Here is a 25,360-nt window from a genome sequence, read left to right on the forward strand (position 1 = left end):
GCCCCGACGACGGCGGACGCGGGGCCGCTCCGGTTGCCGCGCGTGACGCCCCGTCGAAGCATGGAAGGGTGACGTCGCCCGGCTACCTCCGCTACCCCCACCTGCGCGGGGGCCTGCTGGCGTTCACCGCCGAGGACGACGTCTGGATCGCCCCGCTCGAACCCGGCGCCGACACCACCGGCCGGGCCTGGCGGGTCAGCTGCGACCGCACCCGGGTCAGCCACCCCCGGCTGTCCCCCGACGGCCGCACCCTCGCCTGGACCTCCTGGCAGGGCCTCGCCCCCGAGATCTGGGCCGCGCCCGTGGACGGCGGCGAGGCCGTCCGGCTCAGCCACTGGGGCAGCCAGGACACCCGGCTGCGCGGCTGGCTGCCGAACGGCGACCTGCTCGCCGTCACCTCCTACCACGAGCCCTTCGGCCACTACACCTGGGCGCACGCCCTACCCCCCGACGGCGGACCCACCCGCCGGATGCCCTGGGGCCCGGTCGGCGACGCCCAGGCCGGAGCGGCCCACACCGTGCTGCTCACCGGCGCCGCCCCGCACGAGCCCGCCGCCTGGAAGCGCTACCGGGGCGGCGCCACCGGCCGGCTCTGGGTGGACGGCGAGCGGATCCTGGCCGGCCTGCCCGGCCACCTCGCCTCACCCATGCCGGTCGCCGCCCCCGACGGCGACCGGATCGCCTTCCTCTGCGACCACGAGGGCATCGGCAACCTCTACTCCTGCCGCCCCGACGGCACCGACCTGCGCCGGCACACCGACCACGCCTCCTACTACGCCCGCGAGGCCGCCGGCGACGGCGTCCGGATCGTCTACCAGCACGCCGGCGACCTCTGGCTGCTCGACGGCCTGGACGCGCCCGCCCCGCGCCGGCTGCACGTCCCGCTCGGCGGCGCCCGGGCCGGCCGGCGCCCCTACCAGGTGAACGCCGCCTCGCACGTCAAGGACCTCGCCTGCGACGCCACCGGACGGGCCGGGGTGGTCACCGTCCGCGGCAGCCAGTACTGGCTCACCCACCGCGACGGGCCGGCCAGGGCGCTCGCCGACACCCCCGGCGTGCGCACCCGGCTGCCCGTCGTGCTCGGCCGCACCGGCGAGGCCGCCTGGATCACCGACGCCGAGGGCGAGGACGCGGTCGAGATCGTGCCGCTGCCCGGCCACGAGCACGCCCCCTCGCAGCACGGCCACCGGGTGCTCGCCGCCGGCCGGGTCGGCCGGGTCCTGGAGCTCACCGCCGCCCCCGACGGCGCCCGCCTCGCCGCCACCACCTCCGACGGCCGGCTGCTGCTGGTCACCGCCGCCGACGGCACCGTGCGCGAACTCGCCGCCTCCGGCCACGGGCCGGTCACCGGCGCCCGCTTCTCCCCCGACTCGCACTGGCTCGCCTGGTCCCAGCCCGCCGCCGGCCGCTCGCTGCGCCGCATCCGGCTCACCCGCGCCGACGCGCCCGCGCCGGTCGTCGACGTCACCGACGGCCGGTTCGAGGACGAGCAGCCCGTCTTCACCCGGGACGGCCGCTACCTGGCCTTCCTCTCCTGGCGCGGCTTCGACCCGGTGCACGACGTACACACCGGCGACCTCTCCTTCCCGCTCGGCTGCCGCCCCTACCTCGTCCCGCTGACCACCGGCACCCCGTCCCCGTTCGCCGCCCCCGCCGAGGACGGCGCCCCGCACGGCGACGGCGGCGGCGACGGCACCGTCGAGGTGGACGCCGAGGGCATCGGCGAGCGGCTGATCCCCTTCCCGGTGCTCGCCGGCAAGTACTCGGCCACCGACACCGTGCGCGGCGGCCTGGTCTGGCTGCGCTGGCCGATCTCCGGAGTCCTCGGGCAGACCTTCACCAACCCCGACGACACCTCCGGCCGCCCCACCCTGGAGTACTTCGACCTGGCCCGCGGCTCCCGCTCCACGCTCGCCGACCGGCTCGACGGCTACGCGGTCTCCGGCGACGGCGGCTCGGTGGCCGTCTACACGGCCGGCACCCTGCGGATCGTCCCGGTCACCGCCCCGTCCGCCGCCACCACCGTCGACCTGCGGCGGATCACCCACACCGTGCACCCGCCCGCCGAGTGGCGCCAGGCCTTCGCGGAGGCCGTCCGGATCGTGCGCGACCAGTTCTGGGACGCGGGCATGTGCGGGTTGGACTGGCCGGCCCTGGCCGCCCAGTACGAACCGCTGCTGGAACGGATCGCCGGCCCCGACGACTTCGCCGACCTGCTGCGCGAACTGCTCGGCGAACTCGGCACCTCGCACGCCTACGTCACCCCGTCCCGGCGCGGCGAGGGGCCCGCACTCGCCCAGCAGCCGCTCGGCCTGCTCGGCGCCAACGCCCACCGCTCCCCCGACGGGCGCTGGCTGGTCGACCGGATCCTGCCCGGCGAGTCCTCCGACCCGCGCGCCCGCGCCCCGCTCGCCACCCATGGCGTCCGCAGCGGCGACGAACTGCTCGCCGTCGCCGGGCGGCCCGTCGACCCGGTGCGCGGACCGCTGCCGCTGCTCGCCGGCACCGGCGGGACGAGCGTCGAGCTCACCCTGCGCCGGGGCGGCCCGGACGGCTCCGTGCACCGGATCACGGTCACCCCGCTCACCGACGAACGGGCCATCCGCTATCAGGACTGGGTGACCAAACGGCGCTCCCTGGTCCGGGAGTTCAGCGACAGCCGGTGCGGCTACCTGCACATCCCCGACCTCGGCGGCTCCGGCTGGGCGCAGTTCAACCGGGACGTGCGGCGGGAGCTGGACAAGCCCGCGCTGGTCCTGGACGTGCGCGGCAACGCCGGCGGCAACGTCTCCGAACTCGTCCTGGAGAAGCTCACCCGGCGCGTCCTGGCCTGGGACTTCAGCCGCGGCCGGGAGCCCGTGCGGTGGCCGCGCGACGCGCCGCGCGGGCCGGTGGTGGCGCTCGCCGACGAGGCCACCAGCTCGGACGGTGACGTCGTCATCGCCGCCATCCGGCTGCTCGGGCTCGGCCCGGTGGTCGGCACCCGGACCTGGGGCGGGGTGGTCGGCATGACCGGGCGGCACACGCTCGGCGACGGGACGCAGATCTCGGTGCCGAAGAACGCCTCCTGGTTCACCGGCGGGCTCGGCTGGTCGGTGGAGAACCGGGGCGTCGAGCCGGACGTGCACGTGATCCGCGCGCCCCGGGACTGGGCCGCCGGGCGCTACCCGGAGCTGGTCACCGCGGTGCGGCTGGCGCTGGAGCTGCTGGACGACGTGCCGGCCGCCGTCCCGCCGCCGGCGGACACGCCGCGGCCGGACCTGCGGCGGCCGGCGCTGCCGCCGCGGGACCGGTGAGCGGGCCGGGGTACGAGCCGGTCGGCCCCGACGGGCCGGTCAGCCCCAGGGGTCGCCCTCGGAGGTCATGTCCTGGCGGGCGCGCTCCTCGGCCTCCCGCTCGCGGGCCGCGGACGACTCCTGGACCTCCCGGGCCTTCTCCGTCTCGGCGCTGAACGCGTCCGCGGCCTCGTCGTGGGCCAGGGCGGCACGCTGGGCGGCGTCGGTCATCGCGGTGGTGTCCTGCTCGGCGCCCCCGCCGAGCGTGGACCTGGTCTCCTCGGCGGTGTGCTGAGTCCTGTGGCGGAACCTGTCGAAGATGCCCATGACTCCTCCTCGACTCCTCCTGCGGGCGAATTCCGGACTGCCCCCACTCTCACACCGCCGCGCCCGGGCCGCACCCGCTGCCCGGGCCGGGGCGCCGGGGCCACGTTGAGCCGTTGGTCCCGGGTCGCGGGCGCCGAAAGGCCGTAGCCCTCCCGGTGGGGCGGGAGGAGGGTGGAAGCCGTCAGCCGGTCCCGATCCCACCCCTGGAGCCCGCCGTGACCGTCGCCGCCCGCCCCCGCGTCCCCCGTCCGAGTGAGGAACTGCACGGCGGACCGCGCCGGCTGGTCGGATCACTGGCCGCGCTCGACGGACGGCTGCCCGGCGTCCACGACCTGCTGCTGATGCAGTGCCCCAGCTCGCTGCGCCCCCTCGGCGGCGGCCCGCTGCCGGACTGGGCGCGGCAGGTGCTGCGCGCGCACCCCTGGGTGACCGTAGGACGGGCGCCGGCCGTGGCGGGAGCGCCCGCGGACACCCCGCACCCCGTGCGCTGCACCCGGGACGTGTCGGCAGCGCCGGAGACCTGGCTGCCGGTGACGGTGCGCGGCCCCCAACGCGGGCAGCGGCTGGACGCGCTGGCGCCCCGGGCGGCGGTGGCCCGCGCGCTGCGCCCCGAGCAGCTGCCGGGACGGCTCTCCCTGCTGTCGCCCGAGCGGATCGCGGCGATCCCCGCGCTGACGGTGCTGCCGCTCGCCGGGCAGCTGATCACCGACCACCGGCTGGCCTGGGGGCCGATCGGCGCGATCGGCTACGAACTGGCCACCGGCGAACCGGTCTCCGGCCCGCTGAGCCCGCTGCGGCTGGTGCTGCGCGCGCCGCAGCCGGTGAGCCGGCGCGACGCGCTGCAACTGCGGCGGGCGCTGAGCCGGCTGCGGGTGCCGGTCCAGGCCGAACTGGAGACCCGGCACGGCGCGGTGCTGCTGGCCGAGTACGCGGCCTCGCCGCTGTCGCTGACCCTGCTCACGCCGTACGGACCCCGGGAGGTCCACGATCCGTGGTTCCCCCGGGGCCTGTGAGTCCGCGCCGCTCAGTCCTTCACGGTGATCCCCAGGGCCTGGGCGAACTGGGGCGCCAGTTCGAGGAGTTGGGTCGAGCTGATGAGGGCCCCGCGCAGGCCCTGGTGGCCGTCGGGCAGACCGAGGCCGACGGCGCCGCGCAGGTCGACCTTGCTCAGGGTGGCACCGCGCAGCCGGACCTCCTCCAGGGTGGAGCCGGGGAAGGTGACATCGGTGAGCCGCGCGTCGCCGAAGTCGACGTCGCGCAGCAGGCAGTCCTCGAAGACGACGTCGCGCAGCACGGCGGCGCGCAGGTTGACCGCCTCCAGCTTGCAGCCGCGGAACACCACCCGGCGCAGCGCCGAGCCGTGGGCGGAGATGCCGGCCAGCACGCCGCCGGTGACGGCGCTGTCCTGCCACTCGCCGTCGGCGAGGTCGCAGGCCACCCAGCGGCCGGCCTGCACCCAGACCTCGTTGAACCGGGCCTGGCGGAGCTTGACGCCGCTGAGCGCGACGCCGGTGAGGGCGCACTCCAGGAAGGTCGCGCCGGCCCCCGACTGGTCGGTGTACTCGCCGCCGTCGAAGTGGACGGTGTCGTAGCGCCCGTCGCTGCGCAGCGGCCCGGTGTGCGGGGTCAGGTGGCCGGCGTAGGGCAGGTCTTCCAGGCGGTCGGGGACGTGCTGGGGCATGACGGGCGCACCTCGCGGTCGGCGGCGGACGGGTCCTGGTCCGCATGCTCGCACGGGGCACCGACAGTCCGGCGCGAGCGGGCGCGGCGGTGACACGGTGGGGCGCGCACCGCCGGCCCTGCTCGGGTACGCCGCGAAGGGCGGGAACGCACGGGGCGGCCCGGTCGCCGGGGTTCCGGCGACCGGGCCGTCCGCTGCGGTGCGGGATCAGCCGGCCAGGCCGTACCGCCACAGGGTGTTCACCCGGGAGCGCTCGGTGGCGTTCGGGTTCGGGTTGGTGCAGGACGTGCCGGGGCCGCCGCCGGACATCAGCTCGCTGCACGGGCCGGAGTAGTGGTCGGGCAGGCCGAGCACGTGGCCGGTCTCGTGCGCGGTGACGCGCAGCGAGTTGTACTGCCGGTTCTGCGCGTAGTCGAGGAAGATGTAGCCGCGGCCGTGGCCGTCGGTGCTGGCGTAGGAGCCGCGGGAGTCGTTGCCCTCGTAGTAGCGGAAGTCGGCCGCCGTGCCGGACCGCAGCTGCACGTTGGTGACCGAGCTGTTCCAGATCTGGGCGCTCTGGGCTATCTGGTTGCGGAACGTGGGCGCGCTGCTGGCGTCGTAGGTCACGGTGACGGCCAGCAGGAACGGGTTGGCGGCCTGCTTGGCCCGCGCGGACTTCATGACGGCCTCGAAGAACGCCTGGTTGTCGGCGTCCTCGGCGACCGAGCCGGCGTAGGCGGTGCCGGAGGGCGTGTACCCCTGGGTCGGCGCGGCGGCGGCGCTGGTCGGCAGGGCGGCCAGGCCGGCGGCGAGCGCCAGGCCGAGGGCTGCGGAGAACGTGCGCGAGACACGGTTCATGTGGGGGCTCCCGTTCACGGGTCGAGGGGGTGGGGGTCCCGCGGTGCGGCGGTACGGCGTACCGCCGGTGGCGCGGGTGGGGGTGGTGCGGTGGTGCGGGGTGGGCGCGCGCCCTGCCGGCCGGAGGGGGTCGTCCGGTCGGGGCGTGCCGAGGGCCGCCGGGGAGGCGGACCGTCAGGAGGTGCCGGAGCCACCGCCGGACACCGGCCCGCCGCACGGACCGCGGTGGTGGTCGGGCGGGCCGGGCACGTGGCCGGCCTCCAGTCCGGGCGCCACGGAAGGCCTGCGCGGGACACGGTGCATGTGGGGGCTCCGCTTCACGAGTGCGCCGCGGCCGGTGGGGGCCCGGGCCGCGGGCATCGGACGAATGCTTGTGCCCCCAGAGCTTCGGCCAGGCCGGCGGCCCGGCGGATGATGTCAACCGGCGATAGCCCGGACCAATCACCGCACCGCCCGGCGATCCCTCCGCCGCTCCCCCCTCGGCAGGGCCGCTCCCGGCACTCCGGCCCTCGACAGCCTGTCATGTCCCTGGCGTCAGCCCGTTTCGACCGTTACGCTCCCCGATGTGGAGCTCGACGTGAGACACCTGCGGGTGCTGTGCGCGATCGCCGACACCGGAAGCCTCCGCAAGGCAGCGCTGCAGCTCGGCATGACCCAGCCGTCGCTCACCACCCAGCTGCACCGCATCGAACGGGCCGTCGGCGGCACGCTGTTCACCCGGGAGCAGACCGGCAGCCGGCCCACCGCGCTCGGCCACTCCGTGCTGTCCCGGGCCAGGCCGGTGATCGCCGAGATGGCGGCGCTGGTGGCCGCCGCCCGCCAGGAGGCCCGGGAGGCGGCCGGTGGCGAGCGTGCCCGGCGCATGCGGATCGGCAGCGTCGGCAGCCGGGCGGTGGCCGCCTGGCTGCGCCGGGTGCACGAGCGGCTGCCGGAGACCGACACCACCATCCAGATCGACATCTCGGCCAACGCCCTGCTCCGGATGATCGCCGCCGACCAGTTGGACGTGGCCTTCGTGCACGAGAGCGAGGGCTTCCCGCTGCGGCTGCCCCCGGACGCCGAACACCGGGTGCTGCTCGCCCGCGAGCCGCAGTTCGTCGCGCTGACGGCCGGCCACCCGGCGGCCGCCCGGCCGGAGGTCCGGCTGGCCGAACTCGCCGAGGACACCTGGATGGTCGACCCGACCGCCGACCACGAGTACGCCGCGATGCGCCGGGTGTTCCGCGCCGCCGGGCTCAACCCCCGGGTGGTCCAGGTGCGGGACAACGCCACCGCCGCCGAACTGGTCGCCTCCGGGGAGGCGGTCCGCCCCTGCCAGCCGACCTCGCTGCCCGGCCCTGGCACCGTCGTGCGCCGGCTGCACGGCGACCCGCTGGCGGTGCGGCTGCTGCTGGTCTGGCGTCCCCGCGCGCTCGGCCCGCCGGCCCGTGAGGCGCTGTACGAGGAACTGCGGGCGGCCTACCTGGACCTCGCCCAGGCCAGCCCGGCGTACCGGGCCTGGCTCGCCGGGCACGACGAGGTGCTACGCGCACTGCTGGGGCCGCCGCCGGACCCGCTCCGGGCGAACGGGCCGGTGGTACTGAACGGGCCGGTGGTACTGAACGGAGCGGGCCCGCCGAACGGAGCGGGCCCGGGCGGCGGAACGGGCGGCCGCACCGAGGAGCACCCCCGCGACGGGCAGCCCCGGGAGGGCTCGGCGCAGCGCCGCCCGCCGGTCCTCGTTCAGCGCTCCCTGGCGTGCAGCACCACGCCGACCGCCACCGTGGCCGCCGTCACCAGGCCCGCCGCGAGCACGCCGGCGCCGCCCGCCGCCGTACAGGCGAGCACCGCGACCGAGGCCACCGGCAGCAGCGACAGCTGAACCGCGCCGGTCTTGGCGTGCCTGGCGTGCAGCACCCAGACGGTGACGAGGTAGAGCGCGGTCGGCACGGTCACCGTCGCGGTGGCGGCCGTCTCGGAGATGTGCGCCTTGTGCACGGCCGATTCGACCGCCACCTCCAGACCGGCGCCGATCGCCGCCGCCGAGCCGAACACCAGGTAGTGGCCGTAGCCCCAGAGGAAGGCCTGGCGGCTGGAGCGCAGGTGCTCGTGGACCGGTCGGGCGAAGTAGATCCACCAGGCCGAGAAGCAGATCAGCAGACCGCCGAGCGCGACCGGCAGCAGCCGGGCCAGGCCCTCGTGCTCGTCCACCGCGGACTGCACGGCGACGGTCGCCGCCGCCACCGTCTCACCGAGCACGATCAGCGTGAACAGGCCGTACCGCTCGGCGATGTGGTGCGCGTGCCAGGGGGTCCGCAGCCGAAGTTCGGCGATCACCGGCACGGCCAGCTCGGCCAGGATCCCGATCGGGATCACGATCGTGCGGACGTCGTGCGGCAGCACGATCACCACGCCCCAGCCGATCTGGCAGAGCGTGATCCCGGCGGCGTAGCGCAGCGCCACCGCCCGGGCGAGCCCCTCCTCGGCGGCCGCCGCGCGCAGCCACTGGGTGACCATGGCCAGCCGCATCACCATGTAGCCGAGCACCGTCAGCACGATGTCCTGCTCGGCGAAGAGCCTCGGCACACCGGCCGCGAGGACCAGCACACCGGCGATCTGGACCAGGGTGGTGATCCGGTACGGGACGTCGTCGCAGTCGTAGGCGGAGGCGAACCAGGTGAAGTTCATCCACGCCCACCAGATGGCGAAGAAGGCGAGGAGGTAGCCGGTCAGGCCGTCGCCCCAGTGACCGCCCGCGAGGTCGTGGGCGAGCTCCCGGCCGGCCTGGCCGACGGCGACCACGAAGCAGAGGTCGAAGAAGAGTTCCAGCGGTGTGGCGACCCGGTGCGGCTCGTCCTGGCTGCGCGGGACCATCCGGCGCACCGGGCGCGGATCGACGGGGTGCGGCTGGGGTGCCGCGGTGGATTCACTGCTCATGGGGACGGGTCTCCGGACTGCGGACGGGCGGACGGTACCGCCGCATCCTGGCAGCGCGCCGGGCACCGCGCACGCACCGGGCCGGGCCGTGGCGCGGCCGGACCGGGCGCACCGATTGCCCCGGTACGTCCGATATTCCCTGGCGTCAGCGAGAGTTGACGCCCCGGTGCGCGAACCGGGTGACAGCGCGACGGGTTTCCGGGCGCGCCCGCGCCGTACGGCGTGAGGTCCTGGACCGCCCGCTAGATTCGTCCCCGGTTCGAAGCGAACGGGGCCCGGGGACGGGCCCCGGCACGGGCGGCCTGCGGGCATCGCGGAAGGTCAAGGCGGGTGGCAGGACAGCGGGGGCGGCGACGCCGTCCCCCCGTGTCCGCACCACCGGCCTCGTGATCACCGCGCTGCTCGCCAGTGCCCGCCGTACGCCCGCCCTGCGGCGGCCGTCCCCGACCGCGGACCCGGCTCCGGCCCTGGCCCCGGCTACTTCTCCCAGCCGACCTTGGAGTAGTCCACGCCGGCCAGCCCGGGCGCGCCGTAGTTGGCGAGCCCCTTGCGGGCCGCCACCACGGTCGGCCGCTGGTAGAGCTCATAGGTGTGGCCGAGCTCCCAGATCCTGGCGTCCGCCTGGTTGTAGAGGTTCGCGGCCTGCACCGGGTCGATCGTTCCGGCCGCCTTCCTGAGCAGCGCGTCGATCTCCTCGCTGCCCAGCTTGGAGAAGTTGCCGAAGACGTTGTCGCCCTGCGGCAGGCGGAAGTTGGTCAGGCTGGTGGAGAGCGGGAACGAGTCGGTGTTGCGCCAGCTGGCGATGTCCCACTTGCCGGGGTTGACGTACTTGGTGAAGAAGTCGTTGGCCGCGACCTTGTCGATCTCCACCTTGACGCCGACCGCCAGCCACATCGCCTGGGCGGCGGTGGCGAGGTCGACCTGGGCCTGCGGGGTGGACTCGTTGAGCACCCAGTGCAGGGTCAGCGCCCGGCCGTCCCTGGTGCGGGGCCGGCCGGCGCCGTCCTCCTTCCAGCCGGCCTCGTCCAGCAGCTTCCGCGCCGCGGCCGCGTCGAACTTCGCCCACTCCCCGGAGTTGTCCCGGTAGCCGGTCTGGTTGGGCATGAAGATGTGGTTGCCGAGCGGCTTGAACTCCACCGGCACGCCGTTGTTGGCGATCCTGATGAGCGCATTGCGGTCCAGCGCCCTGCCGAGCGCCTGGCGCACCCTCACGTCCGCCAGCGGACCGCCGCCGCCGAAGGAGATGTGCACCTCGTCCCAGGGGCTGGCGGACCGGATCACCGCGTCCTTGGCGTCCTTGAGCTGCCCGTACGCGGTGGCGGTACCGGCGGTGGCGATGTCGATCTCGTTGTTGAGGAAGGCCTGGGTGGTCGCCGACTGCGTCATCACCCGGAAGACGATCCGGTCCGCCTTCGGCTTGGCGCCCCACCAGTTCGGGTCCGGGACGAGTGTCAGGGTCTGCGCGGTCTTGTCGGCGGTGCCGACCTTCAACGGGCCCGCGGTGATCGGGATCCGCTCCACCCAGCCCTTGTTGAAGTCGTCGGCGGTGGCGATCCCGGCGGCCGGGATCAGCGGGCGGAAGAGGTTCTGCCAGTCGGCGTAGGACTCGGAGAAGGTCACCTTGACCTCGGTCGGGTCGGCGCCCTGCTCGACGGCGGAGATCAGCTCGTAGCCGGCCGAGTCGGCGATGTTGTAGCCGTCCTTCCTCCCGTTGCCGGCCTCCCAGTCGGCCTTGAAGTCGAGGAAGCTCAGCGGCTTGCCGTCCGACCACCTGGCCTTCGGGTTCAGCCGGTAGGTGATCACCTGCGGTGAGGTGGAGGTCACCTCGGCGCCCAGCAGGTAGTCCGCGACCGGCTGGAAGGTGCCGGTCTCGTCGGTGCTGAACAGGTTCGGCTCCAGCGTGCGCATGATCTCCACCGCGTCGCCGTAGCGGCCGTCCACCTGGAACGGGTTCCACTGGGTGATCCACTGGTAGAGCGGGAAGCGGACCTCGCCGCCGTCGCGGACCTGGTCCAGCGGTTTGGCGTTGATGTCGATGGACCCCTGCCCGGGCGCCCCACTGCTGACCGCCGGGTCCGCCGAACCGCCGCCGCCCGAACTGCACGCGGCGGCCGTGAGGACGACGGCGAGGGCGAGGGCGGCGGCGCGGCCGAGGCGGCGCGCGGGCGTGGCGGAAGCGTCCATGAGGGTCCCCCCGTGTTGTCCGGCGAGTGGTGAGGGTGAGCGTCGCGAGGTGTGGCGAGGCTTGATCGTGGGCAGCCAAGTCGGTGCCGGGGACAGAACGTAACAGCCGATCAGAATCACTACCAGAGGGCCGAGTTGACACCTGATCCAAGCGAAACGGGGCGCAACACGGCCGCAACACCCCGGCCGCGCACCGCTGCCGGACCGATCTGCGCTTTCCCGAAAGGCCACCCTCCGATGCCCACCAGACGCGTCGGCCCCGCTCCCACCCCTGGCGGCCGCCGATGCTCCGCCACCTGACCAAGCGGCTCGCCTACTACGCCGTCCTGCTGGTCGCCGCCGTCTTCCTCGCGTACGCGCTGGCCGGCGCCGCCCTGCAGCCGCGCGCCTACTTCGAGGCCAAGGTGCCGCGCCCGGCCGCCGCCTCGGTCGAGCGCCAACTCACCGACCTCAACCTGAACGACCGCACCCCGGTCGTCCAGCGGTTCGGCCGCTGGGCCGGCGGCCTGCTGCACGGCGACCTCGGCCGCACCATCCACGACACCCCCGTGATGGACGACTTCCGGCGCCGGGCCTGGGTCTCGCTGCGGCTGCTGCTGATCGGCAGCCTGCTCGGCATGGCGCTCGGCGTCGCCGCCGGGGCGTGGAGCGCGGTGCGCCAGTACCGGCTCTCCGACCGGCTGCTGACCGTCCTCTCCTTCGTCCTGCTCTCCACCCCGGTCTTCCTGGTCGCGCTCTTCCTCAAGAACGGCGCCATCGCCGCCAAGAACGCCGTCGGCCACGAGGTCGTCCCGTTCACCGGGTACGAGACGCCCGGCCTCACCGGCGGCCTCGGCGCGCACCTCGCCGACTGGGCGCTGCACCTGCTGCTGCCCACCCTCTCGCTGGCGCTCGGCGGCCTCGCCACCTACAGCCGCTACCAGCGCGGCACCATGCTCGACGTGCTCGGCTCCGACTACCTGCGCACCGCCGAGGCCAAGGGCCTCACCCGGGGCCGGGCGCTGGTCAAGCACGGGCTGCGGACGGCGGTCGTCCCGATGTCGACGATGTTCGCGTACGGCTTCCTCGGCATCTTCACCGGCGCCGCCTTCACCGAGACCATCTTCGGCTGGCACGGCATGGGCGAGTGGTTCATCCAGTCCGTCAACGAGCAGGACGTCAACGCGGTCGTCGCGGTCAACCTGTTCGCGGCGGTCGTGGTGCTCGCCTCCGGCTTCCTCGCCGACACCCTGCACGCCGCGCTCGATCCGCGCGTGCGGTCCTGACCCGAGGAGGAGCCCCGTGACCGCCGCGATCACCGGACCCGCCGAGCCCGCGGAATCCGCCGGACCCGCCGAACCCGCCGGGCCCGTGCCGGGCGGCACGGCCGGCCGGGGGCGGATCGTCCTCGCCCGGCTGCTCGCCGCCCGCGGGGCGGTGTTCGGCGCCGTCGTCGTCCTGCTGCTGTTCCTGCTGGCCTTCGGCGGCCCCTACCTCACCCCCTGGGACTACGCCGCCCCCGACTACGGCGCGCTGCGGCAACCGCCCTCCGCCACCCACTGGTTCGGCACCAACGGGATCGGCCAGGACGTCTTCGCGCAGACCCTCCGCGGCCTGCAGAAGTCGCTGGTCATCGGCCTGCTGGTGGCGCTGTTCTCGACGGTGCCGGCCGCCCTGGTGGGCGCCTGCGCCGGCTACTTCGGCGGCTGGACCGACCGGCTGCTGATGTTCCTGGTCGACCTGATGCTGGTCTTCCCGAGCTTCCTGATCATCACGATCGTCTCGCCCCGGCTGAAGGGCACCGGCTGGCTCGCCTTCGTGCTGCTGCTCGCCCTGTTCAACTGGATGATCGCCGCCCGGGTGGTCCGCTCGATGACGATCTCGCTGCGCGAGCGGGAGTTCGTCCTGGCCGCGCGGTTCATGGGCGTCCACCCGCTGCGGATCATCACCCGGCACGTGCTGCCGAACGTCGCCTCCTTCCTCGTCATCGACGCCACCATCGCGGTCGGCGGCGCCGTGATGAGCGAGACCGCGCTCTCCTACTTCGGCTTCGGCGTCAGGGCGCCGGACGTCTCGCTCGGCACCCTGCTCGCCGCCGGCACCAGCGAGGCACCGGTCTTCCCCTGGCTGTTCTACTTCGCCGCCGGGCTGCTGGTGCTCTTCGTGCTGGCCGTCAACCTGATCGGCGACGGACTGCGGGACGCCCTCGACCCCACCGCCGAGGCCGCCCGACGGCCCCGCCGCCCGCGCGACCGCGCCAAGAGGAAGAGGAGCCGCGCGTGACCGGCACCACCGTGACCGACGCTCCGCTGTTGCGGGTGCGCGACCTGCGGGTCGACTTCACCGGCCCGCGCGGCGCCGCCCCCGTCCCCGCCCTGCGCGGCGTCGACCTCACGCTGCGCCGCGGCGAGACCCTCGGCATCGTCGGCGAGTCCGGCTCCGGCAAGTCCGTCACCGCGCTGGCCGTCCTCGGGCTGCTGCCCGGCACCGCCCGGGTCCGCGGCTCGGTCCGGCTGGACGGCCGCGAACTCCTCGGCCTGCCCGGGCGCGAACTGGCCGCCGTCCGCGGCCGGCGGATCGCCATGGTCTTCCAGGACCCGCTCTCCGCCCTCACCCCCGTCCACCGGATCGGCGACCAGCTGATCGAGGCGCTGCGCGTCCACCGCCCCGGCCTCGGCCGCGCCGCCGCCCGCGAGCGGGCCGCCGAACTGCTCGACCTGGTCGGCATCCCGGCTCCCGACCGCGCCCTGGACCGCTTCCCGCACGAGTTCTCCGGCGGCATGCGCCAGCGCGCCGTGATCGCCATGGCCGTCGCCAACGACCCCGACGTGCTGCTCGCCGACGAACCCACCACCGCCCTCGACGTCACCATCCAGGCGCAGGTGCTCGACGTGCTGCGCACCGCCCGCCGGGAGACCGGCGCGGCCCTCGTCCTGGTCAGCCACGACCTCGGGGTGATCGCCGGGATGGCCGACCGGGTCGCCGTGATGTACGCGGGCCGGGTCGTCGAGACGGCCGGCGTCGACGAGCTGTTCGCCGCGCCGCGCCACCCCTACACGCTCGGCCTGCTCGGCGCCGTCCCCCGGCTGGACGGGCGGCGCGGGCCGCTGGTCCCGATCCCCGGCACGCCCGCGCCGATGGCCGCGCTGCCGCACGGCTGCCCGTTCGCCGCCCGCTGCCCGCTGGCGGAGGACCGCTGCCGCACGGCGGAACCGCCACTGGCCGGCGACGGCCACCTCGCCGCCTGCGTCCGGGCCGGCGAGCTGGCCGCGCGGCGGCCCGCGCCCGCCGAGGTGTACCCCGTGCCGGAGCTTCCGGCGCCCGGCCCGCCGCTCCCCCGGGCACAGCGCCCGCCGGTCCTGGAGGTCGGCGGGCTCACCAGGACCTTCCCGCTGCTCAAGGGCACCGTCCTCAAGCGCCGGGTCGGCTCGGTGTACGCGGTGGACGGCGTCGAGCTGTCGATCCGGGAGGGCGAGACGCTCGGCCTGGTCGGCGAGTCCGGCTCCGGCAAGTCCACCACCCTGTTCGAACTGCTGCGCCTCGCCGCCCCCGAGTCCGGCCGGATCGAGCTGCTCGGCCGGGACACCGCCGGGCTCTCCCGCGCCGAGGCCCACCGGATGCGGTCCCGGCTGCAGATCGTCTTCCAGGACCCGACGGCCGCCCTCGACCCCCGGATGCCGGTCGGCGACATCGTCGCGGAGCCGCTGCGCGCCCAGCGGGCCGCGAAGGACGAGATCGCCCGCCGGGTGCCCGAACTGCTGCGCCAGGTGGGCCTCGACCCGGCGCACGCCGTCCGCTACCCGCACCAGTTCTCCGGCGGGCAGCGGCAGCGGATCTCGATCGCCCGCGCGCTGGCCGTCCGGCCCCGGCTGCTGGTGCTCGACGAGCCGGTCTCCGCGCTGGACGTCTCGATCCAGGCCGGGGTGCTCAACCTGCTCCAGTCGCTCAAGGCGGAGCTGGGCCTCTCCTACCTCCTCGTCTCGCACGACCTCTCGGTGATCCGGCACCTCGCCGACCGGGTCGGCGTGATGTACCTGGGGCGGACCGTCGAGCAGGGCGAGGTGTCCGCCGTCTTCGGCCGCCCCCGGCACCCCTACACCCGCGCCCTGCTCTCCGCCGTCCCGCTGCCGGACCCGGCCGCCGAGCGCGCCCGCGCCCGCGTGCTGCTGGCCGGCGACCCGCCCTCCCCCACCGTCCGGCACACCGGCTGCCCGTTCCGGGCCCGCTGCCCCGTCCACCCGGGGCTCACCCCGGCGGAGCGCGCCCGCTGCGAGAACGAGGCGCCGCCGCTCACGGCGGACGGCGACCACGGCGACCACCAGGCCGCCTGCCACTTCCCGGAGAGGTGACGCGACGCGAGCTCCGGGCGGCTCGGGGCTCGGGGGCTCCGAACAGCGGACACCCGCCTGGCGGACTCCCCGCCGCCGTGCGACAACTCTGCTATGTCCTGGTCCAACCTGACGATCACGGTCGGCTCGCTCGCCATCGCCTCCGCGGTGCTCCTGCTGCTGCCCCACTTCGTGTCCGCCAAGGCCCGGGAACAGCACAACGAGGTGACGGCCGCCATCTTCGCCATGGTCGGCGTGCTCTACGCCGTCCTGCTCGCCTTCGTGGTGATCGTGGTCTGGGAGGCGGCCGACGACGCCCGGGCCACCACTTTCCGCGAGGCCGACCAACTGGCCGGGCTCTACTGGACGTCCCGGGAGTTCGACAGCCCCGCGGGCATCGAGCTGACGGACCTCACCCTCCGGTACGCGCACACCGTCATCGGCGACGAGTGGCGACTGATGGCCGACCACCGGACCGACCCCAACACCACCGAGCTGGTGTACCGGATCCGCGACACGACCAATGCCCTCCAGCCCGTCGACGCCCGCCAGCAGGCGCACTTCGAGAACGCCCTCAGGCACGTCGAGGGCCTGGCCAGCGAACGCCGTGCCCGGCTCACCCAGGTCCAGGACGCGGTGCCGCCGCTGCTCTGGGTGCCACTGATCGCCGGCGCGGTGCTGACCGTGGGCTTCGCCTTCGTGTTCGGCATCTCCAGCATCCGGCTGCACCTGGCGATGGTGCTGACCATGACCGCGATGATCTGCGTGGTGCTGATCGTGATCAAGGAGATGAACTACCCCTTCGACGGTGTGAACGCCGTCGAGCCCGACGCCTTCCAGGTCTTCCTGAACCGGCTCCCGACCACCCGCTGAGGCCCGCCCCCGGTCACTGCGGGTCACCGGAGGGTGGCGATTCGGCGGATCGGCCCGACAGCGTGTAATGTCTTCCAGGTCAGCAGGCGCCGCTAGCTCAGTTGGTTAGAGCAGCTGACTCTTAATCAGCGGGTCCGGGGTTCGAGTCCCTGGCGGCGCACCGACGGTCGAAGGGTCCTCTCGCAGCAGCGAGGGGGCCCTTCGGCGTTTCCGGCACCGGAGGTGAACCCCGGGCGGCCCGGGGGCGAACGGGCCGGACCCCCCGGGTGGCGCCCGGTGGTTCGAGGCACCGCCCGGAAGCGTGTATTGTTCTCTTCGTCAGCAGGCGCCGCTAGCTCAGTTGGTTAGAGCAGCTGACTCTTAATCAGCGGGTCCGGGGTTCGAGTCCCTGGCGGCGCACCGACACCGGGGAGCCTCTCGTAGCAACGAGGGGCTCTCCGGCTTTTCGCTGCCCATTGGCGTCCGATTTGTGTGTGATGTCGGTCTCGCTTCCCGTCGTAGTGGAGCCAACCGGTACCTTCGGCGCGTTCTGGGCTGTAAACCGGAAAAGGGACAAAGGTCCCCGACCGCCGACGATCCCGTCTGCGCGAGCCGGCACGGTCCCCCGCGTCCTGCCCGGCCCCGCGCAGCCGCCCGCCCGCAGGAGGCCGCCGCTTTGTCCCGTCCCGCCCTGAGCGGCGCACCGCGCACCCGGAAACCCAAGGCCCGCAGACTCCGCAGATCCCGCCGCACCGGCTGGCGCAGACTGGTCCCCACCTGGCGGATGACCCTGGTCGGCTTCGCCGCCGCGCTGCTGCTCGGCGTCGGCCTCTTCGCCCTCGGCATCACGCTGGTCAAGGTGCCGGACGCGCACGCCGCCGCGACCGCGCAGAGCAACACCTGGCTCTACCAGGACGGCTCGGTGATCGCCCGGACCGGCCAGACCAACCGGCAGAACGTCCCGCTGGACAAGGTCTCCCCCGCCGCCCAGCACGCCACGCTGGCCGCCGAGGACCGCAACTTCTACCACGAGGGCGCCGTCAACGTACCCGGGCTGGTCCGCGCCGCCCTCAACACCGCCAAGGGCGAGGGCACCCAGGGCGGCTCCACGATCACCCAGCAGTACGTGAAGAACACCTACCTGAGCCAGAAGCAGTCGGTCTCCCGCAAGGTGAAGGAACTCTTCATAGCGATCAAGGTGGACGCCACCGAGAGCAAGGACGAGATCCTCTCCAGCTACCTCAACACCTCCTACTACGGGCGCGGCGCGTACGGCATCCAGGCCGCCGCGCAGCAGTACTTCGGCGTCGACGCCTCCGAGCTCACCGCCGCCCAGGGCGCCTACCTGGCCGCGCTGCTGAACGCCCCGAGCGCCTACGACGTGGCCACCGCCACCCCGGCGGGCAAGCAGAACGCCGTCAACCGGTGGAACTACGTGCTCGACGGCATGGTGAAGGAAGGCTGGCTCTCCGCCGAGGAGCGGGCCGCCACCACGTTCCCCGAGGTCAGGGACCCGCAGGCGCAGCTCGGGCTGTCCGGCCAGGCCGGCTACCTGGTCAACGCCGCGACCGAGTACCTCACCACCAACCAGATCATCGGCGAGTCGGAGCTGGCCAAGGGCGGCTACACGATCAAGCTGACCATCGACCCGAACCGCCAGCAGGCGCTCCAGGACGCCGTCCAGGCCCAGCTGCACGACACCCTGAACCCGGAGAAGCGGAAGAAGGACGCGGCCGTCCAGCCCGGCGCCGCCTCCGTGGACCCGAAGACCGGCGCCGTGGTCGCCCTGTACGGCGGCGTCGACTACACCAAGCACTACGTCGACAACGCGACCCGGCGGGACTACCAGGCGGGCTCGACGTTCAAGGCGATCGCGCTGGCCGCGGCGCTGGAGAACGACGCCAAGACGCAGTCCGGCCAGACCATCACCCCGCGCACCGTCTACGACGGCACCAGCGGCCGCAAGGTCCGCGGCGGGAAGGGCACCCCGTACGCGCCGCCGAACGAGGGCGACAAGAGCTACGGCCAGGTCACCCTCCAGCAGGCCACCGACTGGTCGGTGAACTCGGCCTTCGCCCAGCTCGCCCAGGACACCGGGCTGGCCAAGGTGCGGGACACCGCGATCGCGCTCGGCCTGCCCAGCAACACCCCCGGCATGGAGGCGGTGCCCTCGATCCCGCTGGGCACCGCCACCCCGAGCGTGCTCGACCTGGCGGGCGTCTACGCCACGCTGGACAACGGCGGCAAGCAGATCACCCCGTGGCTGGTGCAGTCGGTGGACCACGAGGGCGAACCGGTCGAGCTGCCCGCGCACAAGACCACCCAGGCGATCAGCGAGCAGACCGCGCGCGAGGTCACGTCGATGCTCCAGGGCGTGGTGAGCGACCAGGGCGGCACCGGCTGGCGGGCGAAGGCGCTGGGCCGTCCGGCGGCGGGCAAGACCGGTACGACGGACGACCAGAAGTCGGTCTGGTTCATCGGGTACACCCCGGAGCTGGTCACCTCGGTCGCGCTGTTCGGGCAGGACCCGGGCACCGGCGCGCAGGTCAGCCTGAGCGGCACCGGCGGGATCGACGGCGCGGCGGGCGGCCAGTACCCCGCGCAGATCTGGACCACGTACATGAAGGCCGCGCTGAAGGGGCAGCCGGTCGCCGAGTTCCCCGCGCCCTCGGGTGCGGAGTACTCCACGCGCAGCGGCTCGGGCTCCTCCGGGTCCGGCTCCCCGTCCACGCCTTCGAGCACGCCGTCGGCGCCGTCGAACGGCTCCGGCGGGTCGTCGAAGCCGTCCGGCGGACCGTCCCAGGGCGGCGGCCAGGGCGGTCAGGGCGGCTCCGGCTCCTCCGGCTCCTCCGGGGGCACGGGCTCGTCGTCGCCCAGTACGCCGTCGACCGGGTCGGGGTCCGACTCCGGCGGGTCGGGCGGCAGCGGTAGCGGCGGCTCCGGCTCGGGCGGTTCCAGCGGTTCGGGCGGGTCCGGGTCAGGTGGGACGGGCACCGCGCCGGTCCAGCCGACCAAGCCCCCGGCGCCGACCACCACCCCGGAGCCCCCGGGCGGCAGCTCGGGATCGGGCTCGGGGTCCGGCGGGTCCGGGTCCGGCAGCACCGGCGGCTCCGGCTCGGGCGGGTCCGGGTCGGGATCCACCGGGTCCGGATCGGGGTCCACCGGGTCCGGATCGGGGTCGAGCGACGGCGGGACGGACGCGGGCACCGGGGCGGGTACCCCGGCCGGGGCCGGCGCCGGATCCGCCGGGTAGCGCGCGCCCGCGCACGCTTCCGTGCAGGTGGCGCAGGCCGAGCAGGACCGAATGATGGAATGACCCCTTACCGGATTGCCGGTACGACTGTCACAATTCGTCGGTGCACAGCTCCAACCCCCTGCTCGGCCGCTCCCCCGGCCGGACCCTCGGGCTCACCCTCGCCCTCGTCTCCGCGTTCGCCTTCGGCGGCTCCGGCACGGCGGCCAAGCCGCTGATCGAAGCCGGGCTCTCCCCGCTCCACGTGGTCTGGCTCCGGGTCACCGGCGCCGCCGTCGTGCTGCTGCCGCTGGCCTACCGCCACCGCGACGCCTTCCTCCGGCGGCCCGGCCTGCTGATCGGCTTCGGCCTGCTCGCCGTGGCCGGCGTCCAGGCCTGCTACTTCGCGGCGATCTCCCGGATCCCGGTCGGCGTCGCCCTGCTGATCGAGTACCTCGGCCCGCCGCTGCTCATCGGCTACGTCCGGTTCGTCCAGCGCCGGCCGATCAGCCGGGGCGCGGCGATCGGCGCGGGCGTCGCGGTCACCGGGCTCGCCTGCGTCGTCGAGGTCTGGAACGGCCTGAGCTTCGACGCGCTCGGCGTCCTGTTCGCCCTCGGCGCGGCCTGCTGCCAGGTCGGCTACTTCGTGCTCGCCGACGCCGGCAGCCGGGGCGAGCGCCCGGTCGACCCGATCGCCGTCAGCGCGTTCGGCCTGCTGATCGGCTCGATCGTGCTCACCGTCCTGACCCGCCCCTGGGAGGCGGACTGGAGCAGGCTCGGCGGGGACGTGGTGATGAACGGACACACCCTGCCCGCGCTGCTCCCGGCGGCCTGGATGGTCCTGATCGCGACCGTGCTCGCCTATCTGACCGGCGTCGTCGCCGTCCAGCACCTCTCACCGCCGGTCGCCGGGGTGGTGGCCAACCTGGAGGCCGTGGTGGCCACCGTGCTGGCCTGGGTGCTGCTGGGCGAGCACCTCGGCCTGCCGCAGACGGCCGGCGGCCTGCTGGTGCTGGCCGGGGCGTTCGCCGCCCAGGCGAGCAAGCCCGCCAAGGCCGCCGGAGCGGATCCGGCGGGGGCCGCCGGGAACCCGGGTTCGGCGGCCGGCGCGGTACCGGCCGGCGCGACGGCGCTCGGTGACCGGCTCGCCCGCGCCGCCGAGGCCGAGGCCCGCCGGGACCGGAACCAGGACCGCGAGCCGGAGGGGGAGCGGCGCCAGGGCCGCTGACCGGCCCGGGGCGGCGACCGGTCAGCGACCGGCCCAGCCGAACCAGTCGAGGTGGCCGAGCGGCCACACGACGGCCGCCACCGGGCCGACCACGTTGTCCACCGGCACGGCCCCGCCGCCGGGGCCGCGCTGGTGGTAGCGGGAGTCCGCGGAGTCGCTGCGGTGGTCGCCCTCGACCCAGACGTAGCCCTGCGGCACCGTCACCGGACCGAAGTCCAGCCCGGCGCAGGAGTCGTTCCCGGGGTGCAGGTACGGCTCGTCGACCTTGGCACCGTCGACGCTCAGCGTGGTTCCCGAGCACTGCACGGTCTGCCCGCCGGTCGCGATGACCCGCTTGACCAGGTAGTTGTCGTCCTTCGGTGGCACCAGGCCGACGAAGGAGAGCACCGAGCCCAGCGCGTTGGAGACGGGGTTCCCGCCGGTCGGCTGCGGCGGCAGCCAGTCCCCAGGGTCCTTGAAGACCACCGGCTGGCCCGGCTCGGGCTCCCAGCCGGTCAGCGGGGCGAGCTTGTTCACGCCGACCCGGTCGCCGATCCGCAGGGTGTTCTCCATCGAACCGGACGGGATGGTGAACACCTGGAACAGACAGGTCTTGATCAGCAGCGCGACCACCAGACCGACCGCCGCCATCGCCGGGATCTCGATCCACCACGGCCGCGGCCGGCGCCCGGACCGGCGGGCCTTCGGCGATCCGCTCCGGCGCCCCTCGGCGGCACGGCGGGCCCGCCGTGCCTCGGCCCGGCCCCCGACCGGGGCGGCGGGCCCGGGCCCGGCGTCGCCACCGTGCGTTTCGGGCAGGTTCACCGCCATCGTCGCTGCTCCACTCTCCGGCTGCGGGGGAACCTGCACGCTACGCCAACCGGTGATCCAGGCGAAATCGGACGTTTACCCGCGCCAGACATCCCGCGGGCCCGGCGGACCGCGCGCGCCGTCAGACGGAGGCGTTCCCGTGGGTCACCGCGTCGCTGGCGATGGCCTCGTGGTGGCGGATGACCTCGGCAATGATGAAATTGAGGAACTTCTCCGCGAACACCGGGTCCAGGTGGGCACCGGCGGCCAGCTCGCGCAGCCGCTTGATCTGGGTCCGCTCGCGGGCCGGATCGGCCGGCGGGAGCTTGTGCTCGGCCTTGAGCCGGCCGACCCGCTGGGTCGCCTTGAAACGCTCGGCCAGCATGTGGACCACCGCGGCGTCGATGTTGTCGATGCTCTCGCGCAGGCTGGTCAGCTCGGCCCGCACGGCATCGCCGACCCCCTCGGGCAGTCCGGCGTCGGGGGTCGTGGGGTGGTCCGTCATCGGGGCGGCTCCGCGGCTCTCTCGGTGGTGCGCCCGACCGTGCGGCGGCCGGGCCCGGGCCCGGGCCAATCTAACAGGACGCCCGGCACGTGCCCGCACCATTAACCCCGACCGTCCACGATCCGGACGGCCCCGGACCGTCCCGCGCGGGGCCCGGCCCACCCGGGACCACCGGGGGATTTTCGGACGCGACGGGCCGGTGTGCTACTTGTGGCACGCCCCGGGCCTGCCCGTAGGCTGGGCCGCGGCATGACCGGACGTGACGAATCAGCAGTTCCTCAGTAACGGAGGTACCGATCGTGGCAACCACTCGCACCGCCAGCACCGTTTGGGAAGGCAACCTGGTCGAGGGCAAGGGCCTGGTGACGTTCGCGTCGTCCGGCATCGGCGAGTACCCGGTCTCCTGGCCGGCCCGCGCCGAGGCCGCGAACGGCAAGACCAGCCCGGAGGAGCTCATCGCGGCCGCGCACTCCGCCTGCTTCTCGATGGCCCTCTCGCACGGCCTGACCGGCGCGGGCACCCCGCCCACCAAGCTCGACACCAAGGCCGACGTCACCTTCCAGCCCGGTACCGGCATCACCGGCATCCACCTGACGGTCGTCGGCGAGGTCCCCGGGCTGGACGAGGCCGGCTTCGTGAAGGCCGCCGAGGACGCCAAGGCCAACTGCCCGGTGAGCCAGGCCCTGACCGGCACCACCATCACCCTCTCGGCCAACCTGGCCGGCTGACCTCCCCGGGCGTCCCGCCCACGGCCCCGGTCGGGCGCACGTCCGGCGCCGCCCCGGAGCCCGAGGGCGCGTTCCCGGAGCACACGCCCCCGGTGCACATCATGTGATGTGCACCGGGGGCGTCCGCATGTATCACTACACTTGACCCCAAACCAGACGAATCACCCCGGCGGCGGTCACCGCGCGTTGCCATCGCGTCCTATGATCGGCCGCAGCGCCCTGTTCCTCACGGTTCCTCAGGCGGGTTTCCACCCGGCCGCTCCGTCCCGAGCGTCCCGCACCGGAGTCCGTCCTCCGCGAGTGCGGCAGAGCGCGGGGCCGGCCGCCGAAGTCGGGTGACCGGCCGGACCAGCGTCAAGCGTCAGCAGCGGACGGGAGCATGCCGTGCCGGGCCAGAACGAGGGGGCCGACGCGCACCACCCAGGCGTGCGGCACGAGGACCCGCGGCCGCTCCGCCTGCCGCCGCCCGTCCTCCACGCCGCCCCGGCGAACGGCGCGGCCAACGGCACGGCCGGCGCCACCGGCCACGGACCGGCCACGGCCTCCCCGGCCGGGCCGGCCGGCCTCCGGGAGGGGCCGCCCGGCGACGGCGCCCTCCGCTGCCCCGCCTGCTCGGCGCCGGGCGACGACCGGCAGCTGGCCGTGCTGCGGGCCAGCGAGTCCCGGCTGCGGGCCGCCTTCTGCGACGCCGGCATCGGCATGGCGCTCATCGACCCCGTGGACCGGATCATCGAGGTCAACCCCGCCTTCGCCGCGCTGACCGGCCGCACCGTGGACGAGCTGGTCGGGACCCACATCCACGAGATCGCCGACCCCGAGGGCATGCCGCGCCGGCTGTTCCGCGCGCTCGCCCACGGCGAGCACGACCGGATCCGGGTCGAGAAGCAGCTCAAGCACCGCACGGGCCGGACGGTCTGGAGCAAGGTGACCGTCTCGCTGATCCGGGACGCCGAGGGCCGCCCGCTGTACACGCTCGCCCTCGTCGAGGACATCACCGAGCAGCGCCGGCTCGGCGACCGCCTGGAGTACCAGGCCCTGCACGACCCGCTGACCCGGCTGCCCAACCGGACCCTCTTCTTCGAGCGCCTCGACGCCGCCTGCCTCACCCCCGACCGGGCCGAGGGCGCGGCCGGCGGTCCCGCCGCGGGTACGGCGATCACGGTCGCCGGGACCGGGACCGGCGGGTCCCGGGTCGGCGTCTGCTACCTGGACCTCGACGGGTTCGCCGCGATCAACGAGGCCCTCGGCCACCACATCGGCGACCAGTTGCTGATCGCCGTGGCGACCCGTCTGCGGCGCGGCTTCTCCGCGCACGGCACCCAGCTGGTCGCACGGATGGGCGGCGACGAGTTCGCCGTCCTGGTGACCGACAGCCAGGGCAGCGACCAGCTCACCGACCTGGCCGCCCGGATCCTCGACGCCCTGGAGCGCCCCTTCGACGTGGCCGGCCACCGGCTGGTGGTCACCGCCAGCGTCGGCGTGGTCGAACGCTCCGTGCACGAGACCACCCCCACCGACCTGGTGAAGGACGCCGATGCCACCCTCTACTGGTCCAAGGCCGACGGCCGGGCCCGGTGGACCCTCTACGACCCCGACCGGGGCGCCCACCAGCTGACCCGCCAGCTGCTCGCCACCGCGCTGCGCCCTGCGCTGGAACGCGGCGAGTTCACCATCGAGTACCAGCCGCTGGTCGGCCTGGCCGACGGCGCGGTGCACGGCGCCGAGGCCCTGGTCCGGTGGCGCCACCCCCGTTACGGGACGCTCTCGCCGGACCGCTTCATCCCGCTGGCCGAGGAGTCCGGGGCGATCGTGCCGCTCGGCAAGTGGGTGCTGGAGGAGTCCTGCCGCCAGGCGCGGCGCTGGCTCACCGAGTTCCCCGAGACCGAGACCTTCGTGAGCGTCAACCTGGCCGCCCGCCAGATCTGGGACTCCGACGTGGTCGCCGACGTCGCCCAGGCCCTGGAGCGCACCGGCCTGCCGGCCCGGCTGCTCCAGCTGGAGATCACCGAGAGCGCCCTGCTCGGCCCCGGCGGGCGCCCGCTGCAGGCGCTCCAGGCGCTCGCCGACATGGGCGTGCGCATCGCGATCGACGACTTCGGAACGGGCTACTCCAACCTGGCCTACCTCTCCCGGCTCCCGGTGCACGTGCTGAAGCTGGACGGCACCTTCATCGAGGGGTTCCGCGACCCGGCCCCGGCCGGCGGCCGCCCGGAGCTCCCCGAACTCCGCTCCCGGCGCAGCGACGCCGACGAGCAGATCGTCGGCGCGATGGTGCAGCTGGCCCACACCCTCGGCCTGACCGTGACCGCCGAGGGCATCGAGAGCGCCGCCCAGGCCGAGCGGCTGCGGCTCACCGGCTGCGACACCGCCCAGGGCTGGTACTTCGCCCGCCCCGGGGAGGCCGAGCTGGTCGCGGCGATACTCCGCGACGGCCGCGAGGACCGGGAGGGCGCCGAGGACCGGGGCGCCCCGGGCGGGCGCTAGCCCGGGCCCGGGGCC

Annotated in this window: 17 protein-coding genes, 2 tRNA genes and 1 pseudogene; 13 read left to right on the forward strand and 7 right to left on the reverse strand. The window is 74.5% G+C overall.

Features of this window, described 5'->3' with window-relative positions; all coding sequences use genetic code 11:
• Nucleotides 1–68 precede the first annotated feature (68 nt).
• Nucleotides 69–3,296: a S41 family peptidase gene (locus ACFZBX_RS12685; protein ID WP_391533478.1), complete on the forward strand. Its 3,228-nt coding sequence runs from the start codon at nt 69–71 to the stop codon at nt 3,294–3,296.
• Nucleotides 3,297–3,335: 39 nt separating this feature from the next.
• Here ACFZBX_RS12685 and ACFZBX_RS12690 read toward each other — a convergent pair whose 3' ends face one another.
• Complete coding sequence (locus tag ACFZBX_RS12690; protein WP_391533480.1) at nt 3,336–3,602, reverse strand: hypothetical protein; 267 nt, start codon at nt 3,600–3,602, stop codon at nt 3,336–3,338.
• 215 nt (nt 3,603–3,817) lie between these two features.
• Here ACFZBX_RS12690 and ACFZBX_RS12695 point away from each other — a divergent pair, with 215 nt between their 5' ends.
• On the forward strand, nt 3,818–4,615 hold the full coding sequence (locus tag ACFZBX_RS12695; RefSeq protein ID WP_391533482.1) for a phosphoribosyl-dephospho-CoA transferase MdcG domain-containing protein: 798 nt from the start codon (nt 3,818–3,820) through the stop codon (nt 4,613–4,615).
• Between the two features lie 11 nt (nt 4,616–4,626).
• Here the strand turns inward: ACFZBX_RS12695 and ACFZBX_RS12700 are convergent, their stop codons facing one another.
• Nucleotides 4,627–5,283, reverse strand: a complete 657-nt coding sequence (locus ACFZBX_RS12700; protein ID WP_391533486.1) for a pentapeptide repeat-containing protein — start codon at nt 5,281–5,283, stop codon at nt 4,627–4,629.
• A 207-nt stretch (nt 5,284–5,490) separates the two neighbouring features.
• Nucleotides 5,491–6,120 carry a snapalysin gene (gene snpA / locus ACFZBX_RS12705; RefSeq protein WP_391533488.1) on the reverse strand — a complete coding sequence of 210 codons (630 nt, stop codon included), beginning with the start codon at nt 6,118–6,120 and terminating at the stop codon, nt 5,491–5,493.
• A gap of 592 nt (nt 6,121–6,712) precedes the next feature.
• On the opposite strand from snpA, the pseudogene ACFZBX_RS12710 reads away from it, so the two are divergent.
• A pseudogene (locus ACFZBX_RS12710) lies at nt 6,713–7,519 on the forward strand (LysR family transcriptional regulator); the annotation flags it as partial.
• A gap of 323 nt (nt 7,520–7,842) precedes the next feature.
• On the opposite strand, the gene ACFZBX_RS12715 reads toward ACFZBX_RS12710, so the two are convergent.
• Nucleotides 7,843–9,036, reverse strand: coding sequence for a low temperature requirement protein A (locus ACFZBX_RS12715; protein ID WP_391533490.1), 1,194 nt, complete (start codon nt 9,034–9,036; stop codon nt 7,843–7,845).
• Nucleotides 9,037–9,513: 477 nt separating this feature from the next.
• Nucleotides 9,514–11,220, reverse strand: coding sequence for an ABC transporter family substrate-binding protein (locus ACFZBX_RS12720; protein ID WP_391533492.1), 1,707 nt, complete (start codon nt 11,218–11,220; stop codon nt 9,514–9,516).
• A 284-nt stretch (nt 11,221–11,504) separates the two neighbouring features.
• Here ACFZBX_RS12720 and ACFZBX_RS12725 point away from each other — a divergent pair, with 284 nt between their 5' ends.
• The 8 genes from ACFZBX_RS12725 to ACFZBX_RS12760 all read left to right on the forward strand — a co-directional run bounded on the left by ACFZBX_RS12725 (nt 11,505) and on the right by ACFZBX_RS12760 (nt 20,839).
• Nucleotides 11,505–12,485, forward strand: coding sequence for an ABC transporter permease (locus ACFZBX_RS12725; protein WP_391533494.1), 981 nt, complete (start codon nt 11,505–11,507; stop codon nt 12,483–12,485).
• Nucleotides 12,486–12,600: 115 nt separating this feature from the next.
• Nucleotides 12,601–13,482 carry an ABC transporter permease gene (locus tag ACFZBX_RS12730; RefSeq protein ID WP_391533722.1) on the forward strand — a complete coding sequence of 294 codons (882 nt, stop codon included), beginning with the start codon at nt 12,601–12,603 and terminating at the stop codon, nt 13,480–13,482.
• Complete coding sequence (locus ACFZBX_RS12735) at nt 13,479–15,548, forward strand: dipeptide ABC transporter ATP-binding protein (protein ID WP_391533496.1); 2,070 nt, start codon at nt 13,479–13,481, stop codon at nt 15,546–15,548. The genes ACFZBX_RS12730 and ACFZBX_RS12735 overlap by 4 nt, the downstream gene beginning before the upstream one ends.
• Nucleotides 15,549–15,641: 93 nt before the next feature.
• Nucleotides 15,642–16,400, forward strand: a complete 759-nt coding sequence (locus ACFZBX_RS12740) for a DUF4239 domain-containing protein (RefSeq protein ID WP_391533498.1) — start codon at nt 15,642–15,644, stop codon at nt 16,398–16,400.
• An 86-nt stretch (nt 16,401–16,486) separates the two neighbouring features.
• A tRNA-Lys gene (locus ACFZBX_RS12745) sits at nt 16,487–16,560 on the forward strand.
• Nucleotides 16,561–16,725: 165 nt separating this feature from the next.
• Nucleotides 16,726–16,799, forward strand: a tRNA-Lys gene (locus tag ACFZBX_RS12750).
• A gap of 256 nt (nt 16,800–17,055) precedes the next feature.
• Nucleotides 17,056–19,632, forward strand: coding sequence for a transglycosylase domain-containing protein (locus ACFZBX_RS12755; protein ID WP_391533500.1), 2,577 nt, complete (start codon nt 17,056–17,058; stop codon nt 19,630–19,632).
• A gap of 121 nt (nt 19,633–19,753) precedes the next feature.
• The gene (locus ACFZBX_RS12760) at nt 19,754–20,839 is read left to right on the forward strand and encodes a DMT family transporter (RefSeq protein WP_391533724.1); all 1,086 of its coding nucleotides are present in this window, start codon (nt 19,754–19,756) and stop codon (nt 20,837–20,839) included.
• 21 nt (nt 20,840–20,860) lie between these two features.
• Here ACFZBX_RS12760 and lepB read toward each other — a convergent pair whose 3' ends face one another.
• Nucleotides 20,861–21,649: a signal peptidase I gene (gene lepB, locus ACFZBX_RS12765; protein ID WP_391533502.1), complete on the reverse strand. Its 789-nt coding sequence runs from the start codon at nt 21,647–21,649 to the stop codon at nt 20,861–20,863.
• A gap of 121 nt (nt 21,650–21,770) precedes the next feature.
• On the reverse strand, nt 21,771–22,133 hold the full coding sequence (locus ACFZBX_RS12770; RefSeq protein WP_380758082.1) for a chorismate mutase: 363 nt from the start codon (nt 22,131–22,133) through the stop codon (nt 21,771–21,773).
• A 299-nt stretch (nt 22,134–22,432) separates the two neighbouring features.
• On the opposite strand from ACFZBX_RS12770, the gene ACFZBX_RS12775 reads away from it, so the two are divergent.
• Nucleotides 22,433–22,861: an OsmC family protein gene (locus ACFZBX_RS12775; RefSeq protein ID WP_391533504.1), complete on the forward strand. Its 429-nt coding sequence runs from the start codon at nt 22,433–22,435 to the stop codon at nt 22,859–22,861.
• 384 nt (nt 22,862–23,245) lie between these two features.
• Nucleotides 23,246–25,345: a putative bifunctional diguanylate cyclase/phosphodiesterase gene (locus ACFZBX_RS12780; RefSeq protein WP_391533506.1), complete on the forward strand. Its 2,100-nt coding sequence runs from the start codon at nt 23,246–23,248 to the stop codon at nt 25,343–25,345.
• The last annotated feature ends 15 nt before the right edge of the window (nt 25,346–25,360 follow it).

The sequence above is a fragment of the Kitasatospora sp. NPDC008115 genome (assembly GCF_042957205.1).
In the GTDB taxonomy this organism is placed as follows: domain Bacteria; phylum Actinomycetota; class Actinomycetes; order Streptomycetales; family Streptomycetaceae; genus Kitasatospora.

What these genes read in the sequence shown, in the direction of transcription:
- ACFZBX_RS12690 (WP_391533480.1), bottom strand. Translation starts at nt 3,602, where the DNA reads ATGGGCATCTTCGACAGGTTCCGCCACAGGACTCAGCACACCGCCGAG.
- ACFZBX_RS12700 (WP_391533486.1), bottom strand. Translation starts at nt 5,283, where the DNA reads ATGCCCCAGCACGTCCCCGACCGCCTGGAAGACCTGCCCTACGCCGGC.
- snpA (WP_391533488.1), bottom strand. Translation starts at nt 6,120, where the DNA reads ATGAACCGTGTCTCGCGCACGTTCTCCGCAGCCCTCGGCCTGGCGCTC.
- ACFZBX_RS12715 (WP_391533490.1), bottom strand. Translation starts at nt 9,036, where the DNA reads ATGAGCAGTGAATCCACCGCGGCACCCCAGCCGCACCCCGTCGATCCG.
- ACFZBX_RS12720 (WP_391533492.1), bottom strand. Translation starts at nt 11,220, where the DNA reads ATGGACGCTTCCGCCACGCCCGCGCGCCGCCTCGGCCGCGCCGCCGCC.
- ACFZBX_RS12725 (WP_391533494.1), top strand. Translation starts at nt 11,505, where the DNA reads ATGCTCCGCCACCTGACCAAGCGGCTCGCCTACTACGCCGTCCTGCTG.
- ACFZBX_RS12740 (WP_391533498.1), top strand. Translation starts at nt 15,642, where the DNA reads ATGTCCTGGTCCAACCTGACGATCACGGTCGGCTCGCTCGCCATCGCC.
- lepB (WP_391533502.1), bottom strand. Translation starts at nt 21,649, where the DNA reads ATGGCGGTGAACCTGCCCGAAACGCACGGTGGCGACGCCGGGCCCGGG.
- ACFZBX_RS12770 (WP_380758082.1), bottom strand. Translation starts at nt 22,133, where the DNA reads ATGACGGACCACCCCACGACCCCCGACGCCGGACTGCCCGAGGGGGTC.